Source organism: Streptomyces sp. NPDC056486 (genome assembly GCF_042795295.1).
Taxonomy (GTDB): domain Bacteria; phylum Actinomycetota; class Actinomycetes; order Streptomycetales; family Streptomycetaceae; genus Streptomyces.
This window is the reverse complement of the sequence record NZ_JBHTSF010000013.1, coordinates 73,426-100,193: the sequence shown is the minus strand read 5'-3', so window position 1 is coordinate 100,193 and position 26,768 is coordinate 73,426. Positions and strand designations below refer to the sequence as shown.

Genomic DNA, 26,768 nt, shown 5'->3' with positions numbered 1-26,768 from the left:
ACTTCTTTTGCAACCGCCTTGTCACAGGTCGGGTGTCTGATCCGATGGTGTGCAACCTCGTGGTGTTTTCGTTAGTCATGAGGGGCGAGTGCGCCGGGGGGCGTGCTTGTACGGGCCCCGAGGGTCTTGTACGGACCCAAGGGATGGGAAGACTCCGATGATTCACCCGATATCCGGGATACCCGGGATATCCAGGCGTGCCCGCGTGCTCTCGGCGGGCCTCGCCGCCGGGGTGCTCGTGCCGCTCGGCGCGGTCGCGACCGCCACGCCCGCCGCCGCTGCCGCGGCGGCGCCGAAGGTCACCTGCACATCCGCGCAGGCCGGCCTGGCCGCCAAGCTGACGAAGGACATCACGGCGGCCCTGAAGAACCGCAAGGGCACCGTCGCGATCGGCCTCCGCGACCGCACCACGGACACCACCTGCACCCTACGCTCGACCACCGCGTTCGACTCGGCGAGCGTCGTCAAGGCGACCGTCCTCTCCACGCTCCTTTGGGACGCCCAGAAGACCGGCCGCGCGCTGACGTCCCGCGAGAAGAGCCTCGCGACCTCCATGATCACCAAGTCGGACAACGACGCCACCAGCACGCTCTGGCGCCAGCTCGGCGCGGCCAAGGTGACGGCCTTCCTCAAGGCCGCCAAGATGACGAAGACCGTGCCGGGGTCCGGCGGCTACTGGGGCCTCACCCGGATCAACGCCACCGACGAGCAGAAGCTCCTCGCCCTGGTCACCGGCAAGAACACCGTCCTGACCGACGCCTCCCGCGCCTACGTCCTCAAGCTGATGGGCAAGGTGATCCCCTCGCAGCGCTGGGGCACCCCCGCGGGCGCGCCGTCCGGCGTCTCGATCCACGTCAAGAACGGCTGGCTGCAGCGGTCGACCCACGGCTGGCGTGTGCACAGCATCGGCGCGTTCAAGGGCGGCGGCCACGACTACACCCTCTCCGTGCTCACCCACGGCAACAGCACCATGAACTACGGCGTCGCCACCATCCAGGGCGTCGCCAAGGCCGTCCACAAGGATCTGGCGCCCACGACCCCCGCCGCCGCGCGCTACACCCCGACGGACACGCCGCGGGAGGCGTTCGTGGCGGTCCCCGCCGGCTGACCGAGGCCTAGGTCCTCAGACCCCTCTTTGTTGCGGCGGGATGAAATCCGCATCCCGCCGCGTTGGGCCTCTCGGCAGGTCAGGACGACGGGTCGACGGGTCGACGGGATGAGGCAGCACGTGGTGGAGCAACGGGGTGGGGTCGAGCGGGAGGAATCCCGCGAGAAATCCGGCTGGGCGAAACGTCTGATCGGGTACGCGTGGCGGCACCCGAAGGACGTCTTGCTCGCGCTCGGCTCCTCGCTCGGCGGCATGGCCGTCATGGCGCTCGTCCCGCTCATCACCAAGGTGATCATCGACGACGTCATCGGGGACGAGACGCGCTCGATGGGCCCCTGGGCGGGCGCCCTCATCGGCGCCGCCGTCCTCGTCTACGTCTTCACCTACATCCGCCGCTACTACGGCGGCCGCCTCGCCCTCGACGTCCAGCACGACCTGCGGACCGACATGTTCGGGACGATCACCAGGCTCGACGGGCGGCGGCAGGACGAGCTGTCCACCGGCCAGGTCGTCGGACGAGCCACCAGCGACCTCCAGCTCATCCAGGGTCTGCTCTTCATGCTGCCGATGACCATCGGCAACGTCCTGCTCTTCGTGATGTCCCTCGTGATCATGGCGTGGCTCTCCGTGCCGCTCACCCTCGTCGCGCTCGCCGTCGCCCCCGCCCTCTGGTTCATCGCCAAGCGCAGCCGCAGCAAGCTGCACCCCTCCACCTGGTACGCGCAGGCCCAGGCCGCCGCCGTCGCCGGAGTCGTGGACGGCTCCGTCTCCGGCGTACGCGTCGTGAAGGGGTTCGGCCAGGAGGACCAGGAGACAGGCAAGCTCAGGGAGGTCGGCCGCAAGCTCTTCGCGGGGCGCCTTCGGACCATCCGCCTGAACTCCAAGTACACGCCCGCCCTGCAGGCCGTGCCCGCGCTCGGGCAGGTCGCGATGCTCGCGCTCGGCGGCTGGCTCGCGGTGCGGGGGCAGATCACGCTCGGTACGTTCGTCGCCTTCTCCAGCTACCTCGCCCAGCTCGTCGGGCCCGTGCGCATGCTCGCCATGGTGCTCACCGTCGGCCAGCAGGCCCGCGCGGGCGCCGAGCGCGTCATGGAGCTCATCGACACCGAGCCGACGCTGAAGGACGGCACCAAGGAGCTGCCCGCCGACGCTCCGGCCACGGTCGAGTTCGACGACGTCTCCTTCGCCTACGAGGACAACCGCCCCGTCCTTGACGGGCTCTCCTTCGAGATCAGGCCCGGCGAGACCCTCGCCGTCGTCGGCACGTCGGGCAGCGGCAAGTCCACCGTCTCGCTGCTGCTTCCCCGCTTCTACGACGTGACGCACGGCGCCGTCCTCATCGGCGGGCACGACGTGCGCGAGCTGACCGCCGACTCGCTGCGGGCCGCCATCGGCCTCGTGCCCGAGGACTCCTTCCTCTTCTCCGACACCATCCGCGCCAACATCGCGTACGGACATCCGGAGGCCACCCAGGGGGAGATCGAGACCGCGGCCCGCGCCGCTCAGGCCGACCGCTTCATATCCGAACTGCCCGACGGGTACGACACCACCGTCGGCGAGCACGGACTCACCCTCTCCGGCGGCCAGCGCCAGCGGGTCGCCCTGGCCCGCGCCATCCTCACCGACCCCCGCCTTCTCGTCCTGGACGACGCGACCTCAGCGGTGGACGCGCGCGTCGAGCACGAGATCCACGAAGCCCTGCGCGACGTCATGGCAGGGCGCACGACCCTCCTCATCGCCCACCGCCGCTCCACCCTGAACCTCGCCGACCGCATCGCCGTGCTCGACGGCGGAAAGCTCGCCGCGATCGGCACGCACGAGGAGCTGACCGAAGGATCGGCGCTCTACCGGCGCCTGTTGACCGACCCCGACGAGCTCGGCGGCGTCTCGCCGGGACACACGGTCCCGGTCGAACTCCCCGAGGACACCTCCGTACGTGATGAGCTCGACGCCGAGTTCGACGCCGAGCGCGGCATCACCCCGCAGCTCTGGGTCGGCGACCGCGAACCCAAGGACACCGCGATGTCCGGGATGCCCGCGACGCCCGAACTCCTCGCGCAGGTCGACGCGTTGCCCCCGGCCACCGACACCCCCGGCATCGACGAGGCGCGTGCGGTCACCACGGAGGATTCGTACGGGCTCCGCCGCCTCCTCGCCGGATTCGGCAAGCCCCTGCTGCTCGCGCTGCTCCTGGTCACCGTCGACGCGGGCATGGGTCTGCTGCTCCCCATACTGATCCGGCACGGCATCGACGAGGGCGTCTCGCAGCTCGCGCTCGGCGCCGTGTGGGCGGCCTCCGGGCTCGCCCTGCTCGCCGTGCTCGTCCAGTGGACGGCGCAGATCGGCGAGACGCGGATGACGGGACGGACCGGCGAAAGGGTGCTCTACTCCCTCCGCCTGAAGATCTTCGCCCAGCTCCAGCGGCTCGGACTCGACTACTACGAGCGGGAGTTGACCGGGCGCATCATGACCCGGATGACCACGGACGTGGACGCGCTCTCCACCTTCCTGCAGACGGGTCTGGTCACCGCCTTCGTCTCCGTCGTCACCTTCTTCGGCATCATGGTCGCGCTCGTCGTCATCGACCTGGAGCTCGCACTCGTCGTCTTCGCGACGCTGCCGCCGCTGATCATCGGCACGTTCTTCTTCCGCCGCTCCAGCGTCAAGGCGTACGAACTGGCGCGTGAGCGTGTCTCGGTGGTCAACGCCGACCTCCAGGAGTCCGTCGCCGGGCTCCGCATCGTGCAGGCCTTCCGGCGCGAGCGCTCGGGCCGCGAGAAGTTCGCCAAGGGCAGTGCCGACTACCGCAGCGCGCGCATCCGCGGGCAGTGGCTGATCTCCATCTACTTCCCGTTCGTGCAGCTGCTCTCGGCGGTCGCCGCGGCCGCGGTCCTGATGGTCGGCGCGGGACGCGTGGAGGCGGGGACGCTGACGACCGGCGCCCTGGTCGCCTACCTCCTCTACATCGACCTGTTCTTCGCGCCCGTCCAGCAGCTCTCCCAGGTCTTCGACGGCTACCAGCAGGCCACCGTCTCGCTCGGCCGCATCCAGGAACTGCTCCAGGAGCCGACATCGACCAAGGCCGCGGACGAGCCCCTCGACGTCCTGTCCCTGCGCGGCGAGATCGCCTTCGAGGACGTGGACTTCGCGTACGGCTCCGCCGCCGAACCGGAGGAGGCGCTGAGCGACGTGGCCCTTCGCATCCCTGCGGGCCAGACCGTCGCCTTCGTCGGCGAGACCGGCGCGGGCAAGTCGACCCTGGTCAAGCTCGTCGCCCGGTTCTACGACCCGACCGGCGGCCGGGTCACCGTCGACGGCACCGATCTGCGCTCCCTCGACCTCACCTCGTACCGCCACCGCCTCGGTGTCGTACCGCAGGAGGCCTACCTCTTCGCGGGGACGGTGCGCGACGCGATCGCGTATGGGCGGCCCGACGCCACCGACGCCCACGTGGAGGCCGCGGCCCGCGCGGTCGGCGCGCACGACATGATCGCCACCCTGGACGGCGGCTACCTCCACGAGGTCTCCGAGCGTGGCCGCAACCTCTCCGCAGGCCAGCGCCAGCTGATCGCGCTCGCCCGTGCGGAGCTCGTCGACCCGGACATCCTGCTCCTCGACGAGGCGACCGCGGCCCTCGACCTCGCCACGGAAGCGCAGGTCAACCAGGCCACCGACCGCATCGCGGGCAAGCGCACCACGCTGGTCGTCGCCCACCGCCTCACCACGGCCGCCCGCGCGGACCGCGTGATCCTGATGGACCACGGCCGGGTCGCGGAGGACGGCACGCACGAGGAGCTGCTCGCGCTCGACGGGCGTTACGCGAGGCTGTGGCGGACGTTCGTGGGGGAGGCCGAGCCGTCGACCGCGTAGCCGGCCGGACGCATCGGATGGCCTGTCGAACAAATCAGGTGGCCAGTCGAACAAATCGGGGCGGGCGCGCAACCGGATGCGCCATGGTCCGCGTCCGTACATCAGTACGCTGATGCGGAAGTGTCGGGAGGGGAACTGGTGAGCAGTGGTCGAATACGGCGGAGCCTCGCGCTCGGCGCGGCCGTCCTTGCGGCTGCCGTCCTGCTCGGTGCCCTGGGCGCCGGTGCGGCGCAGGCACAGGCGTCGGCAGGCCGTTGCGCCGGGCACAAGGTGCGCACGCTCTCCTTCAGCACCGGCAAGGTAGTCGTCTACAAGAACCGCGGATACGTCTGCGCCGTCACTCTGGCCAAGCGCCCCGGCGCCCGCAAGACGATGTCGGTCAGCGTCCAGGCCCGAGGCAACCGCCCGGCCAGGGACAAGGGCAGCTACACGCATCACGCGGGCCCGGTGACGGTGCACGCGGGACACCGGTGTGTGTGGGTGAAGGGCAAGGTGGGCGGGGGGAGCACCAGCTCGGGCTGGATCCTGTGCTGACGGGATCCTGTACTGACGGCGATGTCCTCTTTGTGGCGTACTGCGTCCGAGTGTGACGCAAGAGCCCCTAGGCGTGAGCGAGTTGCTCCGATAAGTTCCGGCGGACGCAATCGCGAAACACCCAGGGGAGAGTGCATGCGCAAGGCGCTCAGATGGCTGCTGTCGCTCGTGGTGCTGATAGGCACCGCGGGCACACTGAGCACGGCAGGGGCGGCCACCGCCGCCGAGCCGAGGGCCATCGACACACAGGCCGTCGACACACAGGCCGCGGACATCAAGGACCGGCTCCTCGCGATACCGGGCATGAGCCTGGTGGAGGAGAAGCCGTACACCGGCTACCGCTACTTCGTCCTCAATTACACCCAGCCGGTCGACCACCGGCACCCCTCCAAGGGCACCTTCAAGCAGCGCCTGACGGTCCTGCACAAGGACACCGTCCGCCCCACGGTCTTCTTCACCGGCGGTTACGGAGTCTCGACGACCCCCAGCCGCAGCGAGCCGACGCGGATCATCGACGGCAACCAGATCTCCTTGGAGTACCGCTACTTCACGCCGTCACGGCCCGAGCCCGCCGACTGGTCCAAGCTCGACATCTGGCAGGCCGCGAGCGACCAGCACCGCATCTTCAAGGCGCTCAAGCCCATCTACGGCAAGAAGTGGCTGACGACCGGCGCGTCGAAGGGCGGCATGACGGCCACGTACTACGAGCGCTTCTACCCGCGTGACATGGACGGCGTCGTCGCGTACGTCGCCCCCAACGACGTGGTGAACAAGGAGGACTCGCGCTACGACGAGTTCTTCAAGACGGTCGGCACCAAGGAGTGCCGCGCCAAGCTGGAGGCCGTGCAGCGCGAGGCGCTGGTGCGCCGGGAGCCGCTGGAGAAGAAGTACGCCGAGTTCGCCGCAGCGGGCAACTACACCTTCAAGACGGTCGGGAACCTGGACAAGGCGTACGAGGCCGTCGTCCTCGACCTGGTGTGGGGCTTCTGGCAGTACCAGCCGGAGTCCGCGTGCGCCGACGTCCCCGACGCCAAGACCGCATCGGACCAGGTGATCTTCGACTACGTCGACGCGGTGGGCGGCTGGACCTCCTACACCGACCAGGGCCTCACCCCGTACACGCCGTACTACTACCAGGCCGGTACGCAGCTGGGCTCGCCCGACATCTCCCAGCCCTGGCTCGGCGACCTGAGCCGCTACGGCTACCAGCCGCCGCGCAACTTCGTGCCGCGTGACATCCCGATGAAGTTCAAGTCGGGCGCCATGGCGGACGTGGACCGCTGGGTGCGGCACAACTCGCAGCGGATGCTGTACGTCTACGGCGCGAACGACCCGTGGGGTGCGGAGCCGTTCCGCCCCGCCAAGGGCGCCAAGCACGACTCCTACGTCTTCACCGCCCCGGGCGCCAACCACGGAGCGAACGTGGCCGGCCTCGTCCCCGCGGAGAAGGCCAAGGCCACGGAACGGATCCAGGCCTGGGCCGGGGTCTCCACTCCGGCGGCTCCCAAGCCCCTGGCTCCGTACGACGCGAAGCTCGACCGCAAGGACGCGCAGAAGCAGCTGACTCTGCGCCCGTAGGTGTTCAGCCCGTCCGGCGCTTGAGGACGAACCCGGCGAAGCCGGTGATCGACGGTACGTGTCGGTCCCGGCGGAGCCGGGTTTTCGGGAAGGGGCGGGGTTGGGGAAAAATCCCGCTCATACCCGCACCGCACACCCCACCGGCTTCCCACCCCCCAGCGACACGTACAGCTGCGTAGCAGCAGGACACAGGGCCCGCTGCGAGACCGCCACCGTCACCCGGTACTCCGGGGCCTTCGCGCCGGAACCATCGCAGGCGGTCTCCCGCACCTCCCCCCGCCCCGCGCCGTACACACAGTCCCCGACGACGGTCCGGGGCCCACCCCCACCCCCGGGATCCCCGGGATGCGGCGACTCAAGGTTCCGCATGCACGCGTACCCCCGCGGCACCTCCCCGTTCCCGTCCTCGTCCCCCGCGGGCCGGTTCTCACTGATGTGGAGCACGAAGTCCGTGCGGGCAGGACATGACGGGCCCTCCGCGACCTTGCCGTCGTAGCGGGCGATGACCCGTGCCGCAGCCCGCTCACTCGTGCACGGCACCTCCGTGAAGGTCTCACGCCCCCGCGAACTGCACTCGTCCACGGCGAGGAACACGGCTCCGTACCCGGACGGCACCGACGAGGACGGCTGCCGGTCGTCGAGCCGCCCCGATGCCCCCGATTCCGATCCCGACCCCGGATCCGATGACTTCTGGCAGCCGGTCACGGCGGCGAACACCGCAAGCACCGCCACCACCGCGATGTTCCTGCCAAGCAGGGTGAGCAGCATGGCAAACCCCCCGATATGTGCACCCAGCGTGACCCGCGTGGGCGGGCGCACGCCAGGTGCGTGGGGTGCTTTGGGCCAGGTGGAGGTGGTGAGCCGGTGGCGAGACGTACGGCTCAGTACGTCAGGCCGTACCCGACCGGGTACAGCACCTGCGCCGGATCATCCGCCCGCTGCACCGGCACGGGCAGCCGCCCCTGCGGCTCCGTGCGCCCCGCGATCACCCTTGCCGCGGCGCGCAGTTCGACGTCCGTCCAGCAGTACGCGGCAAGGGACGCGCCCACGGACGGCACCCGCGCCACGTCGTACGGATTGCGGATCGCGAGGGCGACGACCGGGACTCCGGTCGCCACAAGCGCCTCCACCAGGGCGATCTGCGCACTCCCGGCGCCCACGTTGTACGTGCCCACGAGCACCGCGTCCTTGCCCGCGGCAGCCGCCACCGCCTCGGCGATCTTCGCTGCGGAGGGGGCCGTACCCGTCGGCAGTACCGTCGGTGTGAAGCCGAGGTCCGTCAGCTCGCGCCCGAGGACGGTCGTCGGCGGCCCCGTGGTCCCCGACGGCGACGCCGGATCCGCGCCCACGACGAGTACGTCACGCTGCGTACGCCGCGACAGCGGAAGCAGGCCGCCCTCGTTGAGCAGCAGCGTCGTCGTCTCGTCGGCGATCCGGTCGGCCGCGGTGAGATGCGCGCGCGTACCGACCGCCCGGTCGACGCCGCGCGAGGTGACGTACGGGTCGGAGAACAGGTCCAGTTTTGATTTGAGGCGCAGGATCCGCAGCAGCGACACGTCGAGCCGCGCCTCCGTCAACTCGCCGTCCCGTACCGCCTGGAGCACCGCGTTCCAGGCGATCTCCGGCTTCGGCGGGTTCAGGAGCTGGTCGACGCCCGCCTTCAGGGCGAGCACCGGTACGCGGTCGTCGCCGTACTTCGTGCGGACGCCCTGCATGCCGAGCGAGTCCGTCACCACGACCCCGTCGTAGCCGAGTTCCTCGCGCAGGATGCCGGTGAGGATGGGGTGCGAGAGCGTCGCCGGGTCCTCGGCCGGGTCGAGGGCCGGGACCACGATGTGCGCGGTCATGATCGAGTCGATGCCCGCATCCACCGCCGCCCGGAACGGCGGGGCGTCCAGGGTCTCCCACTGCTCACGGGTGTGGTGGATGTACGGCAGCTGGGAGTGGCTGTCGTCCTTGGTGTCGCCGTGCCCGGGGAAGTGCTTGGACGTCGACGCGATGTCCGCGCCCTGGTAGCCCTTGACCTGGGCGGCGACCAGACCGGCGACCGCTTCGGGGTCCGAGCCGAAGGAGCGTACGCCGATGACGGGGTTGGCGGGATTGACGTTCACGTCGGCGACCGGGGCGTAGTTCTGCCGGATGCCGAGCGCGCGGAGCTCGGCGCCCGCGATCCGGGCCGCCTTGCGCGCGGTGGAGTGCGAGCCCGCGGCGCCCAGGGCCATCGCGCCGGGCAGGAGCGTGGCGGGGATGCCCACGCGGGCCACGGCGCCGTGCTCCTGGTCGGTGGAGATGAGCAGCGGGACGCGGGAGGTGGGGGACTGCTCCGGGTGCTCCGGGGTGAGGGCCGCGCGCTGGATGCCGTTCGAGAGGTCGGCGATCTGGTGCGGGGCGCGGGTGTTGTGGGCCCAGCCGAAGTAGATGATGCCGCCGAGGTGGTACTTGGCGACCGCCTCCGCGGCGGTGCGTACACCCAGCTCAGAGAGGTTGGCGTCGATGTCCGCCTGGTCGGGCTCGGTGGCGGAGTGGCCGTACACATGCATCACGAAGAGCTGGCCGACCTTCTCCTCCAGACTCATGCGGGAGATGATCTCCCGCAGCTTCCGGTCGCGGCCGCGGTCACCGCTGCCCGCCGCATGGGCGGCGGAGGGCGCGGCAAGGGCCGTCGCCGCGACGGCCGTGGCGGTGAGGAGAGTACGTCTGGAGGCGTTTCGGTGGGACATGTGCGCTCCTTCGGAGACGGAAGCCGGACCGGAGCCGGACTGGGGAAACCGGCTGAAGGAAACTTTCCGAGTGCCACGGATATCCCGAAGATTTCTGCCGGTCAAGACAGTCGGCAGCCACTGTGGAGGGGAGGGGCCGTCACCGGTGCTGTTGGAGGGGGGCGCACCGGTGACGGCATGCTGCCGGCCACGGGCGGCAGAGAGGGTGGTCAGCGTTCGCAGCCAGCAGCGATGCCGACACCGCCTCGCGGAGACTCACCCGACAGCACGTCATTTGGACGGAGGCGTCCGCGCGGGGGTTCCCCGCTGAGGGCGATTTCCGGAAAGTGGTGCGCAGGGGAATCCTGAGATTCAGGAGGCGGCCATTTCGGCAATTTCCGTGCTCGCAGGGCCCGCGACCGTGGACTCGGGCGCCGCGACCGTGGTCTCGGGCACCGCCCCGTGCCAGTGACCCTGCAGTGTCCGTACCGTCTCGGCGATCGCGGGGCGCCGCGACGCCCCGGCCCGCCACAGTGCGTACAGCCGCCGCACCGGCAGCGGATCGAGCCGCACGGTGACCGCGCCGTCCGGAACCGGGCCGCGGCCGAGGCGGGGGATCAGGGCGATGCCGAGCCCCGCCGCGGCAAGGGCGACCAGGGTGGGGTTCTCCTCCGCGGTGTGGGCGATGTCCGGCTCGCAGCCCGCCTCGCGCAACGTGCGCACCAGCCACTCGTGGCAGACGAGCCCCGGCGGCTGGGTGATCCACCGCTCGCCCTTCAGCTCCTCGCGGCGCACGGAATCGCGCCCCGCGAGCCGGTGGCCGACGGGCACGACGAGGTCGCACATGTCGTCGCCGATGACGGCCTGTTCGACGCCGGGTGGCGTCGGCAGCGGGGCGATGTCCCAGTCGTGCACGACGGCCATGTCCACCGCGCCCTTGGCCACCAGGTCGATGGAGAGATGCGGGTCGACCTCCGACATCCGGGCGTCGAGGGCTGGATGCCGCCGGGCGAGATCCGCGAGGACACCGGGCAGCAGACCGCGCGCCGCCGAGGCGAACGCGGCGATGGTCAGACGCCCTGCGGGCAGCCCGCGCCGCTCTTCGAGCTCGGTCTCCGCGCGCTCCACTATCGCCATCAACTCCTGCGCGGTGGACACGAGATGACGTGCTTCCTCGGTGAGCGCGACGCCCCTGCCCCGCCGTTCGAGGAGGGTGGTGCGGGTCTCGCGCTCCAGCTTGGCGATCTGCTGGGAGACGGCGGACGGGGTGTAGCCGAGCGCGGTGGCCGCGGCGCCGACGGTGCCGTGCACGGAGACGGCGTGCAGGGCGCGCAGCCGGGCGAGATCGAGCACGGGAGCCCCCTCCAGGGCGATACCCGTCGGCGTCGCCTGATTCGTCAGCGTTGCTTCATCCCATCATGCGGATATCCGCGCTGGTCCTACATGGTTGCGGCCGGTGTCAGGCAGGCCGGTTCAGGAGCCGCGACAGGAAATCCCGACCCGGGCCGAGAAGTTCGGGCAGCGGCGCAGCACCCTCGTACCACCGCTTCTCGTACTCCCAGCACAGCCAGCCGTCCCGCTGCTCCCCGCCGAGCAGCGCGTCCACGCACTCGGCGAGCGGCAGAACCCCCTCGCCGAGAGCCAGTGGCGTCGTGTCGTCGGCGGACGCGATGTCCTTCACCTGTACGTAGCCGAGGTACGGGGAGAGCGCGGCGTGGCTGTCGGTGGGGGACTCGCCGCCGAGCCAGGTGTGCATCACGTCCCACAGGGCGCCCACGTGACGGTGGCCGACCGTGCCGAGCACACGGGTCGCCGCCGCGCCCGTGCGGTGCGAGTCGTGGGTCTCCAGGAGGATGCGTACGCCGAAGTCAGCGGCGTACTCGGCCGCGGTGCCGAGCCGACGGGCCGCCGTCGCGTCGGCCTCCTCGGGGCTCTGCTCGGTGCCGCCGCCGGGAAAGACGCGGATGAAGGGGGCGCCGAGGTCACGGGCGAGGGTGAGCAGGGAACGTATGTCTTCGAGGACGGGCCCGTCGTCGCCGGGCGCCGCCACCCGCGCGTACCCGGAGATTCCGAGGATCTCGATGCCCGCGGACTTGAACTGGGCGGCCACATCCGCCCGCTCGGTCAGGCCGATCCCCGGGTGGACCGGCTCCTCGGGATGCGCGCGCAGCTCGATGCCGTGGTAGCCGTGGGTGGTGGCCAGGTTCAGCACGTCGGCGATGGGGAGCCCGGGCACGCCGAGGGTGGAGAAGGCGAGTTTCATGACGCCGACCCTAGGGGGTGTCCCCGAGATGCAGTTGCCAGTCCTGCCCCATCAGGTCGACACCGAAGGAGCGGTGCGGCTTCTCGTCGACGAGGACGAAGCCGTGCCGTTGGTAGATGGCGCGGGCGGAGCCGAGGATGTCATTGGTCCACAGGACCATCTCGCGATAACCGACACTACGGGCGAACTCGACGCACGCACCCACGAGTTGAGCCCCGATTCCATGCCCCCGCGCGTCCGGCTCGACGAGCAGCAGCCGAAGCCGGGCGGTCCCCGGCGCGTCGTCGCGCACGCACATCACGCACCCCACGCGCCGCCCGTCGAGCTCGGCGATCCACACCCGCTCCAGGTGGGGGTCATGGTCCTCCGCGAAGTCGGCGACGATCCGGGCGACCAGGCCTTCGTAGTCGATGTTGAACCCGTACTCGGCGGCGTACAGGGCGGCGTTGCGCTCCACGACCCACCCCAGATCGCCGGGGCCGGGCTCACGGAGAACAGGACGCGCGACCGCCGCCCCACCCCCGCCCTTCCCCTCGCCGCCGCTCAGGATCTCCCGCACGGTACGCATCGCGGTCGCGAGGCGTGGCCGCTCGGCGGCCGGGACGTCCGAGAGCAGCGAACCGACGGCTTCGCTCGACCGCTCGTCAAGGAGGGCGGCGGTCTCGCGCCCCCGTGCGGTGAGCGTGATGCGCTGGCGTCGCGGGTCGCGCGCGGAGGGCTCGCGCTCGACGATCCCGGCCTTCTCCAGCTTGCCGAGCAGACGGCTCAAGTACCCCGCGTCCAAGGACAGTTCGCCGCGCAGATCGGCGGCGTCGAGGTGGCGTGCGTGATTGAGCTCGTACAGGACGCGGGCTTCGGTCAGGGTGTACGGGACGTAGAGCTGGCGGCTGTAGTCGAGGGCGCCGATGAGGTTCGTGTAGAAGCGGTTGAAGGCGCGGATCTCTTGGACGGGCGCGTCGGAGGCATGCGGCATCACGGATCACTCCAGGGGGCATCGAGGCGAATTACCCTTGACTGAGTCAACGGTACGCCGAGCCGCCCGCGACCGCTACGCCTTTCCGGAGCATGATGTGTGATGCGTGCGTGATGCGGCGACCACCCCCCGGGAGCCGGATCTCGGCGCGGTTCAGCGTGGCGGCGCCGTCGACCCCCGCACCATCAGCTCCGCCGCGATCGTCGCCACACCCCCGGGCGGCGCCTCCTCCACGCCCGTGGCGAGGCGGCCCGCGCGGGCGCCCGCCTCGTACAGCGGCAGTCGTACGGTCGTCAGGGCGGGGACGGCGTCCACCGAGAAGGGTAGGTCGTCGAAGCCTGCCACCGAGATGTCCTGCGGGATGCGCAGGCCGCGGTCGCGCAGGGCGGCGGACGCGCCGAGGGCAACCGTGTCGTTGGCGGCCACGATGGCGGTCAAGTCCGGTGTGCGGCGCAGGAGTTCCAGGGTGGCCTCGTAGCCGGAGCGGCGGGTGTAGGGGCCGTGGACGGTCAACTCGTCCTGGGCGGCGCTCTTGCCGTTCCCCGCGTCGGACGCCGCGAGCGCGTCGCGGTGGCCCTCAAGGCGGTGCCGGGTGGTCGTCCGCTCCAGCGGGCCCGCCACGTACCCGATCCTGCGGTGCCCCAGCGTCAGCAGATGCTCCGTGAGCCGCCGCCCGCCGCTGCGGTTGTCGAAGGTGAGCGTGGCCGCCACCGCGTCCGAGTCCTCCAGCGGTGGCCGCCCGCAGAGCACGATCCGGGTGCCCGCGTCCGCGAGGCGGGCCAGCTTCGCGGACATCGCGGCGGCGTGGGCGGGGTCCTCCAGGGCACCGCCGGTCAGGATGACCGCGGCGGCGCGCTGGCGCTGGAGCAGGGTCAGATAGGTCAGCTCACGCTCCGGGGAGCCCCCCGTGTTGCAGACCACGGCCATCCGCTCACCTCCGGCGCGCCCGCCGGGACCGCCGATCTCGGACTGGACGGCGCCCGCCATGATCCCGAAGAAGGGGTCGGCGATGTCGTTCACGAGGATGCCGACCAGGTCGGATGTGGCCGCGGCGAGCGAGCTCGCGGGCCCGTTGAGCACATAGTCGAGATCGTCCACGGCGCGAAGGACACGCTCCCGGGTGGCCGCGGCCACGGGGTAGTTGCCGTTCAGTACGCGGGAGACGGTAGCGGGGGAGACCTGGGCTCGGGCCGCCACGTCCGCCAGGGTCACGGTCATCTCGTCGTCCTCCGGTCACGGCTCTGGTCCGAAGCCCTTGTCCGAACCTTGTGCGGCAGGCTAGCTTCTTCTTGGATAGAAAGCGCTTGCTATACGCTTACCTGCGTACGGAGGGACCCCTGTGACTCGCAAGACGGTGCGCATCGCCATGAACGGTGTGACGGGACGGATGGGCTACCGCCAGCACCTCGTCCGCTCCCTGCTCGCCCTGCGCGAGCAGGGCGGACTGGCCCTGGGCGACGCCGAGGGCACGGTGCTGTGGCCCGAGCCGGTCCTGGTGGGCCGCAGAGAGCACGCACTGCGGGAGATCGCGGAGCGCCACGGACTTGACGTCGGATCGAGCGTCTCGACGGACCTGGACGCGGTACTCGCCGACCCCACCATCGACATCTACTTCGACGCGCAGGTCACGTCCGCGCGCGAAGAGGCCATCAAGGGGGCCATCGCGGCGGGCAAGCACATCTACACGGAGAAGCCGTCCGCGACGGGCCTCGCCGGAGCTCTGGAACTGGCCCGCCTCGCCCAGGCGGCCGGCATCAAGCACGGCGTGGTCCAGGACAAGCTCTTTCTGCCGGGACTGCTCAAGCTGAAGCGCCTGATCGACGGCGGCTTCTTCGGCAAGATCCTGTCCATCCGGGGCGAGTTCGGCTACTGGGTCTTCGAGGGCGACTGGCAGAGCGCCCAGCGCCCCTCCTGGAACTACCGCTCGGAGGACGGCGGCGGCATCGTGGTCGACATGTTCCCGCACTGGGAGTACGTCCTGCACGAGCTGTTCGGCCGCGTACGCAGTGTCCAGGCGCTTGCCGCGACCCACGTACCGCAGCGCTGGGACGAGCAGGACAAGCCCTACGACGCGACGGCGGACGACGCCGCGTACGGCATCTTCGAACTCGATGGCGGCGCGATCGCGCAGATCAACTCCTCCTGGACGGTCCGCGTGAACCGCGACGAGCTCGTCGAGTTCCAGGTGGACGGCACGGAGGGCTCGGCGGTCGCGGGCCTGCGCAACTGCCGCGTACAGCACCGCGGTACGACCCCCAAGCCGGTCTGGAACCCGGACCTGCCCGTCACCCACTCCTTCCGGGACCAGTGGCAGGAGGTCCCCGACAACCAGGAGTTCGACAACGGCTTCAAGGCGCAGTGGGAACTGTTCCTGAAGCACGTGTACGCGGACGCGCCCTACCGCTGGGACCTGCACGCGGGCGCGCGCGGCGTGCAGCTCGCGGAACTGGGCCTGAAGTCCTCCGCGGAGGGCCGCCGCATCGAGGTGCCGGAGATCGCACAGTGACGCTCCTGCTCCCGCGCGCGGACGGCACCACGCGCCCGTACGAGCCCCGCGAGGCCCCCTCACAGGTGGTGTCCGGGGGCGGCTCCCCCCTTACCTCCCGCACGGTGTTCTCCGCGGCACACGTGGTCGCGGACCCCTACGCCGACGTCTCCCCGGACTCCCCGGCGGCCGTCGACTGGGACGCGACCCTCGCCTTCCGCCGCCACCTGTGGGCGCAGGGCCTGGGCGTGGCCGAGGCGATGGACACGGCGCAACGTGGCATGGGCCTTGACTGGAAGGGCGCGGCGGAGCTGATCACGCGTTCCGCGGCGGAGGCGAAGTCGGTGGGCGGCGCGATCGCCTGCGGCGCGGGAACGGACCAGCTGACCGCTGCTGCCCCCGACCTGCTGACGGTCCGCTCCGCATACGAGGAACAACTCACCCTGGTCGAATCGAGCGGCGCGCAGGTGATCCTGATGGCGTCCCGGGCGCTGGCCGCGACGGCGAAGTCACCGGACGACTACCTGGAGACGTACGGCCACCTGCTCCGCCAGGCGAGCGAGCCGGTGATCCTGCACTGGCTCGGCCCGATGTTCGACCCGGCGCTCACCGGCTACTGGGGCAGCGAGGACCTGGACGCGGCGACCGACACGTTCTTGGAGGTCATCGCCGCACACCCGGACAAGGTCGACGGCATCAAGATCTCCCTCCTCGACCCGAAGCGCGAGATCGCCCTGCGCCGCCGCCTCCCCGACGGCGTCCGCTGCTACACGGGCGACGACTTCAACTACCCCGAGCTGATCGCGGGCGACGAGCAGGGCTTCAGCCACGCCCTCCTCGGCATCTTCGACCCGCTGGCTCCGCTGGCGGCACAGGCGGTACGCCGTCTCGACACCGGCGACAGAGAAGCCTTCCGCGCCTGCCTGGACCCCACGGTCGCCCTGTCCCGCCACCTCTTCCAACCCCCCACGCGCTTCTACAAGACGGGCGTGGTGTTCCTGGCCTGGCTGGCGGGCCACCAGAACCACTTCACGATGGTGGGCGGCCTCCAGTCGGCACGCTCGCTGCCGCACCTGTCCCACGCCTACGAGCTCGCGGACGAGCTGGGCCTGTTCCCGGACCCGCTCCTCGCCGAGTCCCGCATGAAATCCCTGCTCAACGTGTACGGAGTCCAGCAATGAGCGAGGCCTTGGCGCGCTTCTCCATCAACCAGATGACGGTCAAGCAGCTCTCGCTGCCCGAACTGGTCTCCGCGTGCACGGACTTGGGGGTCACCGGGGTTGGCCTCTGGCGCGAGCCGGTTCAGGCATACGGCCTGGAGGCGACCGCCAAGCTCATGCGCGACGCGGGCCTGACGGTCACCACGCTCTGCCGGGGAGGGTTCCTCACCGCCATCGACGCCGACGCGCGCGTGGCGGCCATTGCCGACAACAGGGCGGCGATCGACGAGGCGGTGACCCTCGGCACGGACACGCTGGTCCTGGTCTCCGGCGGCTTGCCCGCGGGCAGCAAGGACCTGCACGGGGCGCGCTCGCGGATCGCGGACGCGCTGGCGGAACTCGCCCCGTACGCGGAGTCCCGGGGCATCCGCCTGGCCATCGAACCCCTCCACCCCATGTTCGCCTCGGACCGCTGCGTGGTCTCCACGCTGGCCCAGGCCCTCGACCTGGCTGAGCTCTTCCCCGCCGCGCAGGTCGGGGTCTGCGTGGACACGTACCACGTGTGGTGGGACGACCAGGCGCCCGCGCAGATCGCCCGCGCCGGGCGGAGCGGCCGCCTGCACGCCTTCCAACTGGCCGACTGGATCACCCCGTTGCCCGAGGGCGTACTGAACGGGCGTGGCCAGCTGGGGGAAGGCTCGGTCGACCTGCGGTCGTGGCGCTCCCTGGTGGAGGAGGCGGGCTACGCGGGCCCCATCGAGGTGGAACTCTTCAACGAGGAACTGTGGTCGAGGGACGGCCACGAGCTCCTGTCGGAAACGACCGGGGAGTACGTGCGGCACGCCTGCTAGGCCTGGCCGCTCGGCCCACACCGGCCCGGCCGTCCCCGGCATCACCTTTGCTGAACAGGCCTCTCCCGCCCGCCCGATTGCTCCGCGGCATCGGGTGGGCGACCGGGCCTTTCCCGCGCCGCGGAGGGCTACTTCTTTCGGGCGGACCGCCTCGCACGCTTCGTCAGCACAGTCAGCACCACCGGGATCAGCAAGTTGATCCCGCGGGTCACAGCGGCCGCCGGCAGCCCCGTCCTCTTCGCCACTGCCTTCGCCACCGGCCTGCTCACCTTCGCAAGCACCCCGGACGCCACTCCGCCCGCCGCAAGCCCCCCGAGTCCCCCGAACGCCCCAGATTTGTCGCTCATACCTAAAACGCTACTTCCGCCCCAGTTCGTCGGCACCCTGAAAACTTCCGAAAACTCGTGGCCTCGCCCGTGCAACCCTTCCCGCCCGACGCGGGTCGTACTGTGCGTCGGGGCTTCCGGAGGGGGATCTGGGGGGATCGCGGAGCGCCGACAGGGGAGGGGAGACCCGAAGGGGCCCGGTCGAAAGACCGGGCCCCTTCGAAGCGTTATCCACAGGCTTTCCACGCTGTCAGCGGCGAGCGATAGCGTCAGCTCATGTCGAGTACAGGAGCGGCAGCGTCCGCACCGTCCGCAGCGGTGGTCGAAGGGGTCCTGGAGCGGATCACCTACGCCAACGAGGAGAACGGGTACACGGTCGCCCGCGTGGACACCGGCCGAGGCGCCGGCGACCTCCTCACCGTCGTCGGCGCTCTGCTTGGCGCGCAAGTGGGGGAGTCCCTCCGCATGGAGGGCCGCTGGGGCTCCCACGCGCAGTACGGCAAGCAGTTCACGGTGGAGAACTACACGACCATCCTCCCCGCCACCATCCAAGGCATCCGCCGCTATCTCGGCTCGGGCCTCATCAAGGGCATCGGCCCCGTCATGGCGGACCGCATCACCACCCACTTCGGCGTGGACACCCTCGACATCATCGAGAAGGAACCCAAGCGTCTCGTCGAAGTCCCCGGCCTCGGCCCCAAACGCACCAAGATGATCGCCGCGGCCTGGGAGGAACAGAAGGCCATCAAGGAAGTGATGATCTTCCTTCAGGGCGTGGGCGTCTCCACCTCCATCGCCGTCCGCATCTACAAGAAGTACGCGGACGCCTCCATCTCCATAGTGAAGAACGAGCCCTACCGCCTCGCCGCCGACGTCTGGGGCATCGGCTTCCTCACCGCGGACCGCATCGCCCAGTCCGTCGGCATCCCGCACGACAGCCCGGAACGGGTCAAGGCAGGCCTGCAGTACGCACTGTCCCAGTCCACCGACCAGGGCAACTGCTACCTCCCGGAGGAGCGCCTCATCGCGGACGCGGTGAAGCTACTCCAGGTGGACACGGGCCTGGTCATCGACTGCCTCGCGGAGCTCGCCACGGAAGACGAAGGGGTCGTACGGGAGAGGGTCCCGGGGCCCAACCACGGCCCTAACAACGGCCCCGACCACGGACCAGGCGGTCCCGAGGGGGAAGAGGACGTCACCGCCGTCTACCTGGTCCCCTTCCACCGCGCGGAACTCTCCCTCTCCGCCCAGCTCCTGCGCCTCCTGCGGACCCCGGAGGACCGCATGCCCGTCTTCCAGGACGTCGACTGGGACAAGGCCCTCTCCTGGCTCGCCACCCGTACGGGCGCCGACCTCGCCCCCGAGCAGCAGGAGGCGGTCAGGCTCGCGCTGACGCAGAAGACCGCCGTCCTCACCGGAGGCCCCGGCTGCGGCAAGTCCTTCACCGTCCGGTCCATCGTGGAGCTGGCCCGCGCCAAGAAGGCCAAGGTCGTCCTGGCCGCCCCCACGGGCCGAGCCGCCAAGCGCCTGGCCGAGCTCACCGGCGCCGAGGCCTCCACCGTCCACCGCCTCCTCGAACTGAAGCCGGGCGGAGACGCCGCCTACGACAAGGACCGGCCGCTCGACGCCGACCTCGTGGTGGTCGACGAGGCATCCATGCTGGACCTGCTCCTGGCCAACAAGCTGGTGAAAGCCGTCGCCCCCGGCGCCCACCTCCTGTTCGTCGGAGACGTGGACCAGCTGCCGAGCGTCGGCGCCGGCGAGGTCCTGCGCGACATGCTCAGCGAGCAGAGCCCCATCCCCGCGGTCCGGCTCACCCACATCTTCCGCCAGGCCAAGCAGTCCGGCGTCGTCACGAACGCCCACCGCATCAACTCGGGGGTTCCTCCCATCACGCAGGGGCTCAATGACTTCTTCCTCTTCGTGGAGGACGAGACCGAGGACGCGGGGAGGGTCACGGTGGACGTGGCCGCGCACCGCATCCCGGCGAAGTTCGGCCTCGACCCGCGCCGCGACATCCAGGTCCTCGCGCCCATGCACCGCGGCCCCGCGGGCGCGGGGAACCTGAACGGCCTGCTCCAGCAGGCCATCACCCCGAGCAGGCCGGACGTACCGGAGAAGCGCTTCGGCGGCCGGGTGTTCCGCGTCGGCGACAAGGTCACCCAGATCCGCAACAACTACGAGAAGGGGCAGAACGGCGTCTTCAATGGCACCGTCGGAGTAGTCACCTCGCTCGACTCCGACGAGCAGCGGCTCACGGTCCTGACGGACGAGGACGAGGAGATTCCGTACGACTTCGACGAACTGGACGAACTGGCTCATGCGTACGCGGTCACCATCCACCGCTCCCAGGGCAGCGAGTATCCGGCCGTGGTGATCCCCGTGACGACGGGGGCGTGGATGATGCTGCAACGGAACCTGCTCTATACGGCGGTCACGCGCGCCAAGAAGCTGGTCGTCCTGGTCGGTTCGCGCAAGGCTCTGGGACAAGCGGTGCGCACGGTATCCGCGGGCAGACGCTGTACGGCCCTGGACTTCCGGCTCGCCGGAGGCCGTGGTTCCACCCCAGGATCGACCCCAGGGGTCACTCCAGGATTCACCCCCAGATCCGCCTCCCGAAATTTTGATCGATCAAACGAGTAGGAAAGGTCACACACCACTTCCGCAACCGGGGCGAAGAGGGGCAGGATGAGTAGGTTGGCGGCACTCAGTGCCGCCAATAGGCCCAATGGTCGACCCCGAGTGCACTCTCCAGGGCCAAATGGGGGATGGTAGAGACAGTCAGGGCACCTCGAAGAAGAGGCACAACGTCGGTGAGGGATGACGTGAGCGACAACTCTGTAGTACTGCGGTACGGCGATGGCGACGAGTACACCTACCCGGTGATCGACTCAACCGTCGGCGACAAGGGCTTCGACATCGGGAAGCTCCGCGCCCAAACCGGTCTGGTGACCCTGGACAGCGGCTATGGCAACACGGCCGCTTATAAATCCGCCATCACCTACCTCGACGGCGAGCAGGGAATCCTGCGGTACCGCGGCTATCCGATCGAGCAGCTGGCCGAGCGCTCCACCTTCACCGAGGTGGCGTACCTGCTGATCAACGGTGAACTGCCGAAGGTCGACGAGCTCGCCAGTTTCAAGAACGACATCACGCAGCACACGCTGCTGCACGAGGACGTCAAGCGGTTCTACGACGGCTTCCCGCGCGACGCCCACCCGATGGCGATGCTGTCGTCCGTGGTCAGCGCGCTGTCGACGTTTTACCAGGACAGCCACAACCCGTTCGACGAGGAGCAGCGCGACCTCTCGACGATCCGCCTGCTCGCCAAGCTTCCGACGATCGCGGCGTACGCCTACAAGAAGTCCGTGGGCCACCCGGTCGTCTACCCGCGCAACGACCTCGGCTATGTCGAGAACTTCCTGCGCATGACCTTCTCCGTGCCGGCCGCCGAGTACGACCTCGACCCGGTCGTCGTCTCCGCGCTCGACAAGCTCCTGATCCTGCACGCGGACCACGAGCAGAACTGTTCGACCTCCACCGTGCGTCTGGTGGGCTCGTCGCAGGCGAACATGTTCGCCTCGATCTCCGCCGGTATCTCGGCCCTCTGGGGCCCGCTGCACGGTGGCGCCAACCAGTCCGTCCTGGAGATGCTCGAGGGCATCAAGCAGGACGGCGGCGACGTCGACAACTTCATCCGCAAGGTGAAGAACAAGGAAGACGGCGTGAAGCTCATGGGCTTCGGGCACCGCGTCTACAAGAACTTCGACCCCCGGGCGAAGATCATCAAGGCGGCGGCGCACGACGTCCTCTCGGCTCTCGGCAAGGACGACGAGCTGCTGGACATCGCGCTCAAGCTCGAAGAGCACGCGCTGGCCGACGACTACTTCGTCGAGCGCAAGCTCTACCCCAACGTGGACTTCTACACGGGCCTCATCTACCGCGCGATGGGCTTCCCGACCGAGATGTTCACCGTGCTGTTCGCGCTCGGCCGGCTGCCCGGCTGGATCGCGCAGTGGCACGAGATGATCAAGGAGCCCGGATCCCGCATCGGGCGCCCGCGTCAGATTTACACCGGCGAGGTTCTTCGGGACTTCGTGCCGGTCGAGGGTCGCTGACCCGCACGCCGTGACGCTGTAGGCGCGACCAGGAACGCACCAAGCGAAAAGCGCCCCGCCGCCGATCCCCCCACGGGTCGACGGTCGGGGCGCTTTCCTGTTTCCCGGTGCGGATTCCCCCCACGGGATCCGGCCGGGCGTCTGTGGTGGCAGCGCGCCAGTTGTACTGCAGGTACTGCAGGTACTACCTGTACTGCTCGTACTGCCTGTAGTGCTGCTCGTGCTGCGATCTGCCGGGACGCGTACGTATCGGGAGGGCCGCTCAAAGCTCCCCGGTGCACGTGCCCCGGCCAACGCATTCCTAGGAACATCCCCCAAGATGTCCCCGATGTCTAGAGACGTCCCCCAAGACGTCCCTGGCATCGCCTCTTAGACTCGCGAACCCCCTGAATGGTTACGTTCGTTCGCCTGTGATCTGCGTCTCTTGCATATGTCCTGTACATGCGCAAGCGGCCCGATATGCCGATCGGGACTCATGAGTGAGAATACTGCAACCGGTATGTGAAGGGACTATGTAAACGCTCTGAGACGAAGGCTGTTGGTCACGACGAAGACCGAAGAGAACGCCATCGCGGCCCCAGCGATCATCGGATTCAGCAGTCCGGCCGCCGCCAACGGCAGCGCGGCGACGTTGTAGCCGAAGGCCCAGAAGAGATTGCCCTTGATCGTGGCGAGGGTCTTACGGGAGAGCCTGATCGCGTCGGCGGCTCCGCGCAAGTCCCCGCGCACCAACGTCAGATCGCTCGCCTCGATGGCCGCGTCCGTGCCCGTGCCCATCGCGAGACCCAGATCGGCGGTGGCGAGCGCGGCGGCGTCGTTCACCCCGTCCCCGACCATCGCGACGACCTTGCCCTCGCCCCGCAGCCGTCGTACGACATCGACCTTCTCCTCGGGCAGGACCTCGGCGTACACGGCGTCCGCGTCGATGCCGACGGCCTTGGCCACCGACTGGGCGACGGCCCGGTTGTCCCCGGTGAGCAGCACCGGCGTCAGACCCAGGGCGCGCAATTCCCGTACCGCTTCGGCGCTGGTGTCCTTGACCGTGTCCGCGACGGCGAGGACGCCGCGTGCCACGCCGTCCCAGGCGACCAGGACGGCCGTACGTCCCGCCGCCTCGGCCTCCGCCCTGAGGGCCGCCACCGAAGTGAGCCCCTCGACTCCCGCGTCCGCGAGCAGCCGCTCACGGCCCACGAGCACCACATGCCCTTCCACCGTGCCGCGCACGCCGGACCCCGCGACGTTCTCGAACCCCTCCACGGCGGGCAGGGCGCCCACAGGGAGCCCCAACTCGGCGGCGGCGCCCGCCGCGACCGCCCGCGCCACAGGGTGCTCGGAGGCGTGCTCCAGGGCCCCTGAGAGCCGCAACAGCTGCTTCTCCTCGGTCTCCCCGGCGGCGTACACGTCCCGCAGCGTCATGCGCCCCGTCGTCACCGTCCCTGTCTTGTCCAGGACGACGGTGTCCACCCGGCGTGTGGACTCCAGGACTTCGGGGCCCTTGATGAGGATGCCGAGCTGCGCACCGCGCCCCGTGCCGACCATCAGGGCGGTCGGCGTCGCCAGGCCCAGTGCGCACGGGCAGGCGATGATCAGGACGGCGACGGCCGCCGTGAAGGCTGCGGTCACATCGCCGGTGACGCCCAGCCAGGCGCCGAGCGTGGCGGTGGCGATCAGCAGAACCACCGGCACGAAGATCCCGGCGATCCGGTCGGCAAGGCGCTGCACCTGCGCCTTGCCGGTCTGCGCGTCCTCGACGAGCTTGGCCATCCTGGCCAGTTGGGTGTCCGAGCCGACCCGCGTGGCCTCGGCGATGAGCAGCCCCGAGATGTTCGTGGTCGCCCCCGTGACCGCGTCGCCCACGGTCACGTCCACCGGTACGGACTCGCCGGTCAGCATCGACGCGTCGACCGCGGAGACGCCTTCGACGACGGTGCCGTCGGTCGCGACGGCCTCTCCCGGCCGGACGACGAAACGGTCGCCGACCACGAGACGCGCGACCGGAACACGGACCTCCGAGCCGTCCCGCAGTACGGCGGCGTCCTTGGCGCCCAGTTCGAGCAGCGCGCGCAGGGCCGCGCCCGCCTTCCGCTTCGAGCGGGCCTCAAGCCAGCGCCCGAGCAGGATGAACGTGATGACACCGGCGGCGACTTCGAGATAGATCGTCGATGCGGCATCGCTGCGCGACACCGTGAACTCGAAACCGTGCCGCATCCCCGGCATCCCCGCGTCCCCGAGGAAGAGCGCCCACAGCGACCAGCCGAACGCGGCGAGCGTGCCCACCGACACCAGCGTGTCCATGGTCGCCGCGCCGTGCCGCAGGTTCGTGAACGCGGCCTTGTGGAAGGGGTATCCGCCCCATACGACGACGGGCGCGGCCAGGGTCAGCGAGAGCCACTGCCAGTTGTCGAACTGCAGCCAGGGGATCATCGCGAGCAGGACCACGGGCAGCGAGAGCACCGCCGAGCCGATGAGGCGTTGGCGCAGGGTGTCGGGCTCGGTGATGTCGGCGGTCGTGGCCGGCTCTCCCGGCTCCGCCGCTTCCGGCTCCGGGGCAGCGGGGACGATCTCCTGCGCGCTGTAGCCCAGCTTCTCGACTGTCGCGATCAGCGATGCGACCTCGACCCCTTGGGCGTACGAGACTTTCGCCTTCTCCGTGGCGAGGTTGACCGACGCGGTCACGCCCTCCACCCGGTTCAGCTTCTTCTCGATGCGGGCGGAGCAGGAGGCGCAGGTCATCCCGCCGACGGCGAGTTCGACTTCGTTCATGGCTCTCTCGTACGTCTGGGGCGGGGATGGGACGGGGGTGGGACGGCTGCGGGCCCTGTGACGGTGTCACAGGGCCCGGGGTACCCGGCAGGGGGTGGGTCAGACCTTGCTGACACCGACGAGTTCGTAGCCCGCCTCGTCGACCGCGGCGCGGACCGCGGCCTCGTCGAGCGGGGCCTCGGAGACCACGGTCACCTGGCCGGTGGCGGCCACCGCCTTGACGGAGCTGACGCCTGCGATCTCCGAGATCTCACTGGAGACAGCACCCTCGCAGTGACCACAGGTCATGCCCGTCACCTCGTACACGGTCGTCACGGCACCCTGCGGCGTCCCGGCGGCGCCGTCGGAGTGGCAGGAACCGCTGGGGGAGCAGCAGGAGCCGGAGGTCTCGGCCTGCGGGAGCTCGGTCTGGGCGCTCATGTCGTTCTCCTCGATGAGGGTGCGGCGTGTGTGCGTACGTATGCGTCGTAATGTGCAGGAGTGGTCCCGGTGTTCCCGGAGACCCCCTGACACTCACCACACTATACCCCTAGGGGGTACACCTCAACGGGAGGCGGGTGAGGAGACCGAGGGTGGTGGCCCGTCGGGGCGGTCAGTCTCTGCGCCCGCGGTTGCGCGGCCTCGCGGCCACCCAGGCGCGGACGGTGTCCGCGTACCAGTAGGGCTTTCCGGACTCCACGTGATCGGGGTCGGGGAGCAGGCCGTGCTTGCGGTAGGAGCGCACGGTGTCCGGCTGCACGCGGATGTGTGCGGCGATCTCTTTGTACGACCAGAGCCTTCGGTCGGTCATCTGTGGCACCTCCCTGCGGGCGCCGCAGGGGCGGCTCGGGGGGAGCCGTCGGGGGAGCTGCGGTGCGACGCTGGCGATCACTCAGCCTGTGCCCGGTGAACGACACGGAGTGAGCGCAGGGGGGTGGCTGTCGACCTGCTGTGACGGAAGACCCGCGTATACGGGACATGTGTGACACGGAGAGGTTGTTTGTGACGCTTGTGATGCATTCCGGGCACACCGGTCCGGCGCAGAGTGGGCGCACGGAGGGGGCGCGACAGGCGCACAGTCACGGAGCATACCCACGGGGCGTGCCTCAGGGCGCGCCCGAAGGGGCGCGCGTTCAGCGCGGCGTCACGCGCCGCAGGAGCGCAAGTACGAGCGGGTCCGGCGGGCGATGGGCAGGGGCTTGTCCGGCGGGCAGGGGTACATGTCCTGCTCGACGATGGCGAACAGGTCGACGCCCAGCTTCTGGGCCGCCGCGAGGACCGGCTCGATGGCGGGCACCCCGGTCGGCGGCTCGCACATCACGCCACGGGCCACGGCGGGCCCGAACGGCATCTCCTGGTCGCGCACTTCGGCGAGTACGGCCGGGTCGACCTGCTTGAGGTGCAGATAGCCGATGCGTTCGCCGTACGTCTCGATCAGCTTCACGTTGTCGCCGCCGCAGTAGGCGTAATGGCCCGTGTCCAGACAGAGCGAGACGAGATCGGAGTCGGTCGCGTCGAGGAAGCGGGTGACGTTCTCCTCGTCGTCGATGTGCGTGTCGGCATGGGGGTGGACGACCACGCGCAGGCCGTAGCGCTCGCGCACCTCGTACGCCAACCGCTCGGTCTGGAGCGTGAGCTGACGCCACTGCTCCGGGGTGAGCGTGCGGTCCTCCAGGACCTCGCCGGTCTTGTCGTCGCGCCAGAAGGACGGGATGACGACGAGATGCTCGGCGCCCATCGCCTGGGCGAGGGCGGCGTTGTCGGCCACATGGGCCCAGGTCTTGTCCCATACGGAGGGTCCGTGGTGCAGGCCGGTGAAGACCGTCCCGGCCGAGACCTTCAGGCCGCGCCGCTGGGTCTCGGCGGTCAGTTCGGCGGGATCCGTGGGCAGATAGCCGTATGGGCCGAGCTCGATCCACTCGTATCCGGAGTCCGCCACCTCGTCGAGGAAGCGGCTCCAGGGGACCTGTCCCGGATCCTCGGGGAACCACACGCCCCACGAGTCGGGTGCCGAGCCGATGCGGATGCGTGACAGCGTCGTCATGCCCGCCAGCTTTCAGG

At 69.9% G+C, this 26,768-nt stretch carries 19 protein-coding genes; 9 read left to right on the top strand and 10 right to left on the bottom strand.

Going from position 1 to position 26,768, the window contains the following annotated elements:
* Window positions 1–157 precede the first annotated feature (157 nt).
* From ACFQ7F_RS08730 to ACFQ7F_RS08715, 4 genes are all read left to right on the top strand, one after another.
* Window positions 158–1,108 (top strand): serine hydrolase, encoded by a 951-nt coding sequence (locus ACFQ7F_RS08730; protein ID WP_383268168.1) that lies wholly within the window; start codon window positions 158–160, stop codon window positions 1,106–1,108.
* 120 nt (window positions 1,109–1,228) lie between these two features.
* A complete protein-coding gene (locus tag ACFQ7F_RS08725; RefSeq protein ID WP_383268165.1) occupies window positions 1,229–4,978 on the top strand; it encodes an ABC transporter ATP-binding protein in 3,750 nt (1,249 codons plus the stop codon).
* A 138-nt stretch (window positions 4,979–5,116) separates the two neighbouring features.
* Window positions 5,117–5,512, top strand: a complete 396-nt coding sequence (locus ACFQ7F_RS08720; protein ID WP_383268162.1) for a hypothetical protein — start codon at window positions 5,117–5,119, stop codon at window positions 5,510–5,512.
* 135 nt (window positions 5,513–5,647) lie between these two features.
* A complete protein-coding gene (locus ACFQ7F_RS08715) occupies window positions 5,648–7,090 on the top strand; it encodes a S28 family serine protease (RefSeq protein ID WP_383268159.1) in 1,443 nt (480 codons plus the stop codon).
* 117 nt (window positions 7,091–7,207) lie between these two features.
* Here the strand turns inward: ACFQ7F_RS08715 and ACFQ7F_RS08710 are convergent, their stop codons facing one another.
* The 6 genes from ACFQ7F_RS08710 to ACFQ7F_RS08685 all read right to left on the bottom strand — a co-directional run bounded on the left by ACFQ7F_RS08710 (window position 7,208) and on the right by ACFQ7F_RS08685 (window position 14,243).
* Window positions 7,208–7,858, bottom strand: a complete 651-nt coding sequence (locus tag ACFQ7F_RS08710) for a hypothetical protein (RefSeq protein WP_383268157.1) — start codon at window positions 7,856–7,858, stop codon at window positions 7,208–7,210.
* 113 nt (window positions 7,859–7,971) lie between these two features.
* Window positions 7,972–9,810, bottom strand: coding sequence for a glycoside hydrolase family 3 protein (locus ACFQ7F_RS08705; RefSeq protein WP_383268154.1), 1,839 nt, complete (start codon window positions 9,808–9,810; stop codon window positions 7,972–7,974).
* Between the two features lie 351 nt (window positions 9,811–10,161).
* Window positions 10,162–11,142 (bottom strand): LysR family transcriptional regulator, encoded by a 981-nt coding sequence (locus tag ACFQ7F_RS08700; protein WP_383268152.1) that lies wholly within the window; start codon window positions 11,140–11,142, stop codon window positions 10,162–10,164.
* A gap of 106 nt (window positions 11,143–11,248) precedes the next feature.
* Window positions 11,249–12,052, bottom strand: a complete 804-nt coding sequence (locus ACFQ7F_RS08695; protein ID WP_383268149.1) for a sugar phosphate isomerase/epimerase family protein — start codon at window positions 12,050–12,052, stop codon at window positions 11,249–11,251.
* Between the two features lie 10 nt (window positions 12,053–12,062).
* Window positions 12,063–13,025: a GNAT family N-acetyltransferase gene (locus tag ACFQ7F_RS08690; protein WP_383268147.1), complete on the bottom strand. Its 963-nt coding sequence runs from the start codon at window positions 13,023–13,025 to the stop codon at window positions 12,063–12,065.
* A 153-nt stretch (window positions 13,026–13,178) separates the two neighbouring features.
* Window positions 13,179–14,243 (bottom strand): LacI family DNA-binding transcriptional regulator, encoded by a 1,065-nt coding sequence (locus ACFQ7F_RS08685; RefSeq protein WP_383268144.1) that lies wholly within the window; start codon window positions 14,241–14,243, stop codon window positions 13,179–13,181.
* 121 nt (window positions 14,244–14,364) lie between these two features.
* On the opposite strand from ACFQ7F_RS08685, the gene ACFQ7F_RS08680 reads away from it, so the two are divergent.
* The 5 genes from ACFQ7F_RS08680 (at window position 14,365) to ACFQ7F_RS08660 (ending at window position 21,965) form a co-directional block, all read left to right on the top strand.
* Window positions 14,365–15,531: a Gfo/Idh/MocA family protein gene (locus ACFQ7F_RS08680; protein ID WP_383268142.1), complete on the top strand. Its 1,167-nt coding sequence runs from the start codon at window positions 14,365–14,367 to the stop codon at window positions 15,529–15,531.
* Complete coding sequence (locus ACFQ7F_RS08675; RefSeq protein ID WP_383268140.1) at window positions 15,528–16,691, top strand: dihydrodipicolinate synthase family protein; 1,164 nt, start codon at window positions 15,528–15,530, stop codon at window positions 16,689–16,691. The genes ACFQ7F_RS08680 and ACFQ7F_RS08675 overlap by 4 nt, the downstream gene beginning before the upstream one ends.
* Window positions 16,688–17,521 carry a sugar phosphate isomerase/epimerase family protein gene (locus ACFQ7F_RS08670; protein ID WP_383268138.1) on the top strand — a complete coding sequence of 278 codons (834 nt, stop codon included), beginning with the start codon at window positions 16,688–16,690 and terminating at the stop codon, window positions 17,519–17,521. The genes ACFQ7F_RS08675 and ACFQ7F_RS08670 overlap by 4 nt, the downstream gene beginning before the upstream one ends.
* A 602-nt stretch (window positions 17,522–18,123) precedes the next feature.
* Complete coding sequence (locus tag ACFQ7F_RS08665) at window positions 18,124–20,490, top strand: ATP-dependent RecD-like DNA helicase (protein WP_383268136.1); 2,367 nt, start codon at window positions 18,124–18,126, stop codon at window positions 20,488–20,490.
* Between the two features lie 182 nt (window positions 20,491–20,672).
* Window positions 20,673–21,965: a citrate synthase gene (locus ACFQ7F_RS08660; RefSeq protein WP_363211302.1), complete on the top strand. Its 1,293-nt coding sequence runs from the start codon at window positions 20,673–20,675 to the stop codon at window positions 21,963–21,965.
* A gap of 510 nt (window positions 21,966–22,475) precedes the next feature.
* Here ACFQ7F_RS08660 and ACFQ7F_RS08655 read toward each other — a convergent pair.
* From ACFQ7F_RS08655 to ACFQ7F_RS08640, 4 genes are all read right to left on the bottom strand, one after another.
* The gene (locus ACFQ7F_RS08655) at window positions 22,476–24,728 is read right to left on the bottom strand and encodes a heavy metal translocating P-type ATPase (protein WP_383268133.1); all 2,253 of its coding nucleotides are present in this window, start codon (window positions 24,726–24,728) and stop codon (window positions 22,476–22,478) included.
* 99 nt (window positions 24,729–24,827) lie between these two features.
* A complete protein-coding gene (locus tag ACFQ7F_RS08650; RefSeq protein WP_383268130.1) occupies window positions 24,828–25,148 on the bottom strand; it encodes a heavy-metal-associated domain-containing protein in 321 nt (106 codons plus the stop codon).
* Window positions 25,149–25,320: 172 nt separating this feature from the next.
* Window positions 25,321–25,518 (bottom strand): MarR family transcriptional regulator, encoded by a 198-nt coding sequence (locus tag ACFQ7F_RS08645; RefSeq protein ID WP_383268128.1) that lies wholly within the window; start codon window positions 25,516–25,518, stop codon window positions 25,321–25,323.
* 333 nt (window positions 25,519–25,851) lie between these two features.
* Window positions 25,852–26,751: a sugar phosphate isomerase/epimerase family protein gene (locus tag ACFQ7F_RS08640; protein ID WP_383268125.1), complete on the bottom strand. Its 900-nt coding sequence runs from the start codon at window positions 26,749–26,751 to the stop codon at window positions 25,852–25,854.
* Window positions 26,752–26,768 lie beyond the last annotated feature (17 nt).

What these genes read in the sequence shown, in the direction of transcription:
- ACFQ7F_RS08730 (WP_383268168.1), top strand. Translation starts at nt 158, where the DNA reads ATGATTCACCCGATATCCGGGATACCCGGGATATCCAGGCGTGCCCGC.
- ACFQ7F_RS08715 (WP_383268159.1), top strand. Translation starts at nt 5,648, where the DNA reads ATGCGCAAGGCGCTCAGATGGCTGCTGTCGCTCGTGGTGCTGATAGGC.
- ACFQ7F_RS08710 (WP_383268157.1), bottom strand. Translation starts at nt 7,858, where the DNA reads ATGCTGCTCACCCTGCTTGGCAGGAACATCGCGGTGGTGGCGGTGCTT.
- ACFQ7F_RS08705 (WP_383268154.1), bottom strand. Translation starts at nt 9,810, where the DNA reads ATGTCCCACCGAAACGCCTCCAGACGTACTCTCCTCACCGCCACGGCC.
- ACFQ7F_RS08695 (WP_383268149.1), bottom strand. Translation starts at nt 12,052, where the DNA reads ATGAAACTCGCCTTCTCCACCCTCGGCGTGCCCGGGCTCCCCATCGCC.
- ACFQ7F_RS08690 (WP_383268147.1), bottom strand. Translation starts at nt 13,025, where the DNA reads ATGCCGCATGCCTCCGACGCGCCCGTCCAAGAGATCCGCGCCTTCAAC.
- ACFQ7F_RS08685 (WP_383268144.1), bottom strand. Translation starts at nt 14,243, where the DNA reads ATGACCGTGACCCTGGCGGACGTGGCGGCCCGAGCCCAGGTCTCCCCC.
- ACFQ7F_RS08670 (WP_383268138.1), top strand. Translation starts at nt 16,688, where the DNA reads ATGAGCGAGGCCTTGGCGCGCTTCTCCATCAACCAGATGACGGTCAAG.
- ACFQ7F_RS08665 (WP_383268136.1), top strand. Translation starts at nt 18,124, where the DNA reads ATGTCGAGTACAGGAGCGGCAGCGTCCGCACCGTCCGCAGCGGTGGTC.
- ACFQ7F_RS08655 (WP_383268133.1), bottom strand. Translation starts at nt 24,728, where the DNA reads ATGAACGAAGTCGAACTCGCCGTCGGCGGGATGACCTGCGCCTCCTGC.
- ACFQ7F_RS08650 (WP_383268130.1), bottom strand. Translation starts at nt 25,148, where the DNA reads ATGAGCGCCCAGACCGAGCTCCCGCAGGCCGAGACCTCCGGCTCCTGC.
- ACFQ7F_RS08645 (WP_383268128.1), bottom strand. Translation starts at nt 25,518, where the DNA reads ATGACCGACCGAAGGCTCTGGTCGTACAAAGAGATCGCCGCACACATC.
- ACFQ7F_RS08640 (WP_383268125.1), bottom strand. Translation starts at nt 26,751, where the DNA reads ATGACGACGCTGTCACGCATCCGCATCGGCTCGGCACCCGACTCGTGG.